Below are 6,704 nucleotides of genomic sequence, written 5' to 3' on the forward strand. Positions count from 1 at the left end.
GTTTTGATATGTCAGACTCTAGAGATGCCGCAACACTTCTTACGGCTTGATTTTCCGAGCTCTCTTCAAGCTCTTGTCTTCTTTTATCCAATATTTTGGTCATTAACGCCATATTTTTATAGAGATTTGCCGTAACACCTAAAATATTCTTTATGGATGAAAAACCTTGCTTGAGACTCTGCTCTAACATAATAGAGTTCTCATCCTCATTGTTCTCTTCTTGCTCAAGAACAGAGACTATGTGATTGCGGGTATTTTGACTCTTCTCTTCGAGCAGTCTGTCAAAATAGAGAGAGAAGTTGTTTGGAGTCGGTGGCAGACCATCTTTCATTAAAGCATTTAAAACCTCTTTCGAATAAGTTTCTAGCTCTCCTTCTGGTTCTTCTTCCACTGTCTCTTTATCTGTTACCGCCGCAGATGGTTTACCATCTGTAACGCTACGGCGTCTACTTCTTAAAGCTCCTGACATACCAACTCCTTTAGCTACCTAATCTTTACTTTTTTTCAACAACACTTCGTCGATCATTCCGTACACTTTTGACTCTTTGGCACTCATAAAGTTATCTCTATCGGTATCTTTTTCGACTTGTTTAATATCTTGACCCGTATTTGCTGCCAAAATCTCGTTTAACTCCACTTTCATTCTAAGAATCTCTTTGGCCTGAATAGCTATATCCGTAGCTTGACCCTGAGCTCCTCCGAGAGGTTGATGAATCATAATTCTTGCATGAGGAAGCGCGTATCTCTTCCCTTTTGCTCCGCTTGAGAGTAAAAATGCTCCCATAGATGCGGCTTGACCGACACATATAGTTGCTATATCGGGACGAATATAGTTCATCGTATCGTAAATTGCCATTCCTGCTGTTACGACTCCGCCCGGAGAATTTATATAAAAATATATATCCTTCTCCGGATCTTCAGCTTCTAAAAATAGCATCTGCGCAACGATAGATGAAGCAACTGCATCATTAACCTCTCCACTTAGCATTATAATTCTGTCTTTTAAAAGACGGGAGTATATATCGTAAGAGCGCTCACCGCGTGCTGTTTTTTCTACCACATAAGGAACATAACTCATCTGGATTAAGCTTCTTTCATCTTTGAGTTAAGGATCTGTGTAAGCACCTTGTCCTCAACCATTGACATCTGAATAGCAGGTAAATAACCAGCCTCTTTATATTTTTCGTATGCCGTTTTAGGATCTTGCCCCATCTGCATCGCTTCATAGTAGATAGTCTGCATCACTTCACTCTCATCTACCTTAACACTCTCAGCAGTAGCAAGTGCATCAATAATAAAAGTAGCTCTTACGCTTCTCTGTGCGTCTTCACGGAAAGTCTCACGAAGTGCCTCAAGCTTAGCTGCATCTTCACGAAGCTCATTTATCTCATCTTCGCTCATTGTGCTTGCTTTTTTATTAAGAGAGACATCAATCTCCTGCTCAACCACAAACTCAGGAAGATCAAAATCAAACTTAGTTACAAAAGTCTCTAGAAGCATAGGCTTCATCTCTTCATTATATAGTTTTGCAAGTGCTTCATTCTCTAGCTGAGCTTTTACCTGTTTTTTAAGGTTCTCCAAGCTTTTGTCATCTTGTCCCGCAAGCATTTTTTCAGCAAGCGCATCATCTATTTCTACTTTTGCCTTCTCTTGAATATTGTGAAGAGTCACTTTAAACTCAGCATCTTTGCCTGCTAGTGTGTCAGAACCGTAACTCTCTGGAAAAGTAACTTTTACGACCTTCTCTTCTCCGATTTTCATTCCAACTATCTGCTCCTCAAAGCCCGGAATAAATTGACCTGAACCAAGAACCAGTGCAAACTCTTGTGCTGCTCCGCCCTCGAATAGCTCCCCGTCAATCGAGCCCTCAAAATCAATAATAGTGCTGTCGCCGTCTTTTGCTGCTCTTTTTTTCTTTAAGTCAACAAACTTTCCTTGAGAATCAGCAATTTTCTCTAATCTCTCAGTTACCTGCTCATCAGTTATAACAGGCTTCTCAAAACTCTCAACCATATCTTTGTAGCTATCAAGATTAATTTCAGGTCTCATAGCAACCTTAACAGTTACCTCGATATTGTCCGCATTTTTTACAAATTTTGAGATATTCGGCTCACCGATTAGTGCGTCCATAGCTACTTTAAGCTCATCAAGTCCTCTGTTTAAAACTTCACGCAGTGCCTCAGCTTCTGCATCTTGAACCAGACGCTCCCCATACTGTTTTTTAATTACAGCTACTGGAACTTTACCCTTTCTAAAACCCTGAACAGAAGCAGTTTTTGTTAAGTTTTTAGCTATTTTCTCTATATTTGCGTCTATAGTCTCTTTTGGAATTTGGGCTTCTATTTGAGCGTTTGCACTATTGATTTTATTCGTTTTGATTTTCATCAATTTCCTTTATTTAAGTTTGTGTTTTATAGTCATGTAACTATTATTTTTGGCAATATTACCCTAAATCTGCTTTTATCTATCTTTAGAGTCCATTTTACAAAGTTTTGGTTTAAAATTGAGCAATAAAATCCAAACTACCGCCACATCTATCATGACGTCTGCAAAATTAAATACCGCAAAGTCAAATCCGCAGTGCCAGTAGACCATATCTACGACCCCTTCGTGAACAAATCTATCATATATATTTGAGACCGCTCCACCTAAAAGCAGCCCGGCAGGTATGGCATAACAGAGCTGTTTTAGATAAATTATGTATCCAAAAACACCAAAAATAAGCACCAGCTGAATATACTTAAGCGCTCCGTCTAAAAATGCAAACATTGAAAATGCCACACCTTTGTTGTAGACTAAAATAAGGTCGATACACTCACCGTAATATCTCCATCCATCGATAAAAAGGGACTTTATATTTTGATCTATTATAAAGATACCCGCCATCGTAAAAAAGAGTACAGCCAGTAGGCGAATTGTTCTCTTATGCATTTAAAGCTTTTTGAAAAAACTCTACCATCTCATCCATATAGTGGTTCATTTTTTTAGCATCTTTGCACTCCAGAAGAACTCTTAGTTTATTCTCCGTCCCAGAGTAGCGAATGAGATGATGCAGACCCTCTCTCTCTAGCTCCTCTAACTTATGCACAACTCCCTCTATCTCATCGATAGGTTTTTTAACTTTTACATTGATGTTTACCAATTTTTGCGGATAGAGTTTAAACGGTCGAAGTGCTTTTGAAGCTTTCTGCTTGGTCTCTATAAGAAGTGCGAGCACCTGAAGTGCGCAGACAAGTCCGTCTCCGGTTTTTGCAAAGTCGCTTATGATTACATGTCCGCTCTGCTCACCGCCAAAGTTGATTCCCTCTTGTTTCATTAGCTCCAAAACATTTTTATCGCCGACATCTGAGCGCAGAAGTTTCAACCCTTTTTCGCCCATAAAATCATCCAGAGCTTTATTGCTCATAACGGTTGAGACAATTCCCTTACCCCTTAGAGTACCTCTGTCGTTCATGTACGCCCCAAGCGCACCTAGGAGCTGGTCTCCATCGACAACCTCTCCATTTTCATCGACTATCACGACTCTATCAGCATCCCCATCAAGCGCAATTCCAAGATCGGCTCTATATTTTACGACACTCTCACAGAGATCTTTTGTATGAAGCGCACCGCAACCTTCATTTATATTAAAGCCGTCAGGCTTATTGTGCAAAACTATAACGTCAGCCCCGAGTTCTTCCAAAACGGTCGGTCCTACAACATACCCGGCTCCGTTAGCCGTATCAAGAACTATCCTCATATTTTTTAGGGAGAGATTTCTTGGAAAAGAGTTTTTAAGCTGTACTATATAACGTCCTACAACATCATCAATTCTCTTTGCCTTGCCTATCTCTTTACCACGCACATGTGCATCTTGAAGAAGTTCGCTGTTATGGTAAATCTTCTCTATCTCCTCTTCAACACTGTGAGAGAGCTTATCTCCGCAGCCGTCAAAAAATTTGATTCCGTTGTCTTCAAAAGAGTTGTGCGAAGCACTTATCATGATTCCCGCATCACAACGCATATTTTCAGTTATATATGCGATAGCAGGTGTCGGCATAGGACCGATTTGAATCACGTCATACCCTATCGCCGTCAGTCCGCTAACAATTGCATTCTCTATCATGTAGCCACTTCTGCGTGTATCTTTTCCGACCAGTATCTTGTTGCTTTTTGAGTGAGACTTAAAGTAAATCCCAGCAGCCATAGCTACTTTCATAGCAAGTTCTGCAGTTAAAAAACTTCCAGCTTCGCCTCTTACTCCATCTGTACCGAATAATTTCATAATATTTTCCAAAATTTAAAGTGCTGTATTTTAACATATTTAAGCAATAATGTTTAAATTGTTCTCATTTACCTTGTCTTTAACTTAATTTTAATTATCTTTAAGCTAGAATTGCGCACTAAATTTATATGAGAAGGACTCATGCATGGCAAATCACAAGTCATCAATTAAGAGAATTCGCCAAACAATCGTTCGTTCTGAGCGTAATCGTTTTTACAGAACTCGTCTTAAAAACATTGTAAAAGATGTTCGTTCTGCAATAACTGCAGGTAACAAAGAAGAAGCTACAACAGCAATGACAGTAGCAAACAAACAAATTCAAAAATTTGTAAGCAAGGGTGTCTTAAAAAAAGAGACTGCTGCTAGAAAGATTAGTCGTCTACACAGAGCTGTAAACGCACTATAAGGTTAACACTATAAATGTTATCCGATAAACTTACCTCGTTTATCAACCGTTATGAAGAGCTTGGCAAACTGCTAAGCTCTCCTGACATAACCTCTGATATCAAGAGAATGACCGCTCTCTCAAAAGAACAATCTTCACTTTTACCGATGGTAGAAAAGGCAAGAGAGTATAAAGCCCTGCTTGCAGAAATTGCAGATGCAAAAGCTATGCTTGGCGATTCCGACATGTTTGAGATGGCAAAAGAGGAGCTTAAATCACTTGAGCCAAAAGTTCCTCAACTTGAAAACGACATCAAACTCCTGCTGCTTCCAAGAGATCCAAACGACGATAGAAATATCATCGTAGAGCTTCGCGCGGGAGCAGGCGGCGATGAAGCCGGAATCTTTGTTGGAAATCTTTTTGAAGCGTATACGCGCTATGCGGATATTAAAGGGTGGAAAATTGAGATAATGAGCTCATCTCCTTCAGACTCAGGCGGATACAAAGAGATTATTGCTCTTATTAAAGGCGATCAGGTCTATAGCAGGCTGAAATATGAAGGCGGAACACACCGTGTTCAGCGTGTTCCCGCAACAGAATCGCAAGGGCGAGTACATACCTCTGCTATTACTGTTGCCGTCATGGCAGAAGTTGATGATGTTGAGATAGAGATTAATGAAAATGATCTCAAAGTCGACGTTATGCGCTCAAGCGGATGTGGCGGGCAAAGCGTAAACACAACCGACTCTGCGGTTAGAATTACGCACTTACCTACCGGCTTAGTCGTAACAAACCAAGACCAAAAATCGCAACACAAAAACAGAGAAAAGGCGATGAAGGTCTTAAAAGCAAGACTTTATGATCTGGAGATGCAAGAAGCACTTGCAAAAGATACTGCGAACCGTTCTGCACAGGTTGGAACGGGAGATAGAAGCGGAAGAATCAGAACATACAACTATCCGCAAAATCGTATCTCCGACCACAGAATTGGCTTAACGCTCTATAGACTTGCAGAAATTATGCAAGGCGGGCTTCTTGATGAGATAATTGAGCCGCTTATAGCAGACCATCAAGCAAAAATCGTCGAGGCAGCTGGTCTTTAGACCTCTGCCGTAAATACCCTTTTCACTTCTCCCTTAAATGTAATACTTCTCTCATTTACACCCAGATAAAGTGTATCGCCGCTTTTTGGATAAACCTCGATGTTATTTGAGACCAAACCCTCTTTATATGCAATGTAAAAAGATGCCGCCATACCGGTTCCGCATGCAAGAGTCTCATCCTCTACACCGCGCTCGTAGGTTCTGACGCGTAAGTTTTTACCATCAACAAAAACTATATTGACATTTGCATTGTGCTTTTGTCTTAGCTCTCTGGCTTCTGCCATATCAAACTCTTCAATATTTTGCGTTACATGCACAAGATGCGGAACTCCCGTATTTATCTTGAACCATCTTTTGCCGTTATGCTCTATATTCGTCTCCAGTATTTGAGGAGGAGTCAGCTCGCTCAAAACCATTCCGCCCTTTGCGTCTGCTGCCTCAACCTCGGCATTTATAACTCCCGCGATAGTCAAAAAACTCATTTTGCTAGGTGCAAGCTCATTGGCGAAAGCGTAGTGAGCACATGCGCGTGAGCCGTTTCCGCACATCTCCGCTTCGCTTCCATCAGAGTTGTAAAACTGCCACTCAAAATCAATCTTCGATTGGTTTCCTTGAAAGTCATATTCACACTCTTTGGAATCTTTTGGAACAAGGACTATCAAGCCGTCAGCTCCTACGCCATCTTGTCTATGGCAAAGTTTTTTTGCAAGAAAACTTCTATCTTTTTTAACAAAGGTATGAAAAATTACGAAATCATTTCCGTTTGCGCTATATTTTGAAACTATCATTTTTTCTCCAGATATTTGGCTTTTATCTTATCAACAAACTCTTCGCACTCTTGCTGCAGATGTTTCAAATCTTTTGAGTTGTCTATAATCCATGTCGCTTTTTTCTTCTTCTCTTCTATATCCATCTGAGACTCTATTCGTCTAAGCGACTCCTCTTTGGAGTA

General features: G+C 40.4%; 7 protein-coding genes and 1 pseudogene. 2 read left to right on the forward strand and 6 right to left on the reverse strand.

The window, feature by feature from the left end; all coding sequences use genetic code 11:
* From RQ763_RS08305 to glmM, 5 genes and pseudogenes are all read right to left on the reverse strand, one after another.
* Positions 1-469, reverse strand: a pseudogene (locus RQ763_RS08305) (GGDEF domain-containing protein); the annotation flags it as partial.
* Positions 470-487: 18 nt separating this feature from the next.
* Entirely contained in the window at positions 488-1,078 is a 591-nt protein-coding gene (gene clpP / locus RQ763_RS08310; RefSeq protein WP_314152321.1) for an ATP-dependent Clp endopeptidase proteolytic subunit ClpP, read from the reverse strand.
* Positions 1,079-1,083: 5 nt separating this feature from the next.
* Positions 1,084-2,385 carry a trigger factor gene (gene tig, locus RQ763_RS08315; protein ID WP_314152322.1) on the reverse strand — a complete coding sequence of 434 codons (1,302 nt, stop codon included), beginning with the start codon at positions 2,383-2,385 and terminating at the stop codon, positions 1,084-1,086.
* A gap of 75 nt (positions 2,386-2,460) precedes the next feature.
* Positions 2,461-2,931, reverse strand: coding sequence for a signal peptidase II (lspA, locus tag RQ763_RS08320; RefSeq protein ID WP_314152323.1), 471 nt, complete (start codon positions 2,929-2,931; stop codon positions 2,461-2,463).
* Complete coding sequence (glmM, locus tag RQ763_RS08325) at positions 2,924-4,264, reverse strand: phosphoglucosamine mutase (protein WP_314152324.1); 1,341 nt, start codon at positions 4,262-4,264, stop codon at positions 2,924-2,926. The genes lspA and glmM overlap by 8 nt, the downstream gene beginning before the upstream one ends.
* A 145-nt stretch (positions 4,265-4,409) precedes the next feature.
* Here glmM and rpsT point away from each other — a divergent pair, with 145 nt between their 5' ends.
* Both rpsT and prfA read left to right on the forward strand, forming a co-directional pair.
* On the forward strand, positions 4,410-4,670 hold the full coding sequence (gene rpsT / locus RQ763_RS08330; protein ID WP_314152325.1) for a 30S ribosomal protein S20: 261 nt from the start codon (positions 4,410-4,412) through the stop codon (positions 4,668-4,670).
* Positions 4,671-4,684: 14 nt separating this feature from the next.
* Positions 4,685-5,752, forward strand: coding sequence for a peptide chain release factor 1 (gene prfA, locus RQ763_RS08335; protein WP_294928659.1), 1,068 nt, complete (start codon positions 4,685-4,687; stop codon positions 5,750-5,752).
* Here the strand turns inward: prfA and dapF are convergent.
* Positions 5,749-6,540 (reverse strand): diaminopimelate epimerase, encoded by a 792-nt coding sequence (gene dapF / locus RQ763_RS08340; RefSeq protein WP_314152327.1) that lies wholly within the window; start codon positions 6,538-6,540, stop codon positions 5,749-5,751. The genes prfA and dapF overlap by 4 nt on opposite strands.
* Positions 6,541-6,704 lie beyond the last annotated feature (164 nt).

The organism is Sulfurimonas sp. (assembly GCF_032250635.1).
Taxonomy (GTDB): Bacteria; Campylobacterota; Campylobacteria; order Campylobacterales; family Sulfurimonadaceae; genus Sulfurimonas.

Bases quoted from the DNA above. Each gene is read 5' to 3' on its own strand.
- rpsT (WP_314152325.1), top strand. From the start codon at position 4,410: ATGGCAAATCACAAGTCATCAATTAAGAGAATTCGCCAAACAATCGTT.
- lspA (WP_314152323.1), bottom strand. From the start codon at position 2,931: ATGCATAAGAGAACAATTCGCCTACTGGCTGTACTCTTTTTTACGATG.
- prfA (WP_294928659.1), top strand. From the start codon at position 4,685: ATGTTATCCGATAAACTTACCTCGTTTATCAACCGTTATGAAGAGCTT.
- glmM (WP_314152324.1), bottom strand. From the start codon at position 4,264: ATGAAATTATTCGGTACAGATGGAGTAAGAGGCGAAGCTGGAAGTTTT.
- dapF (WP_314152327.1), bottom strand. From the start codon at position 6,540: ATGATAGTTTCAAAATATAGCGCAAACGGAAATGATTTCGTAATTTTT.
- tig (WP_314152322.1), bottom strand. From the start codon at position 2,385: ATGAAAATCAAAACGAATAAAATCAATAGTGCAAACGCTCAAATAGAA.
- clpP (WP_314152321.1), bottom strand. From the start codon at position 1,078: ATGAGTTATGTTCCTTATGTGGTAGAAAAAACAGCACGCGGTGAGCGC.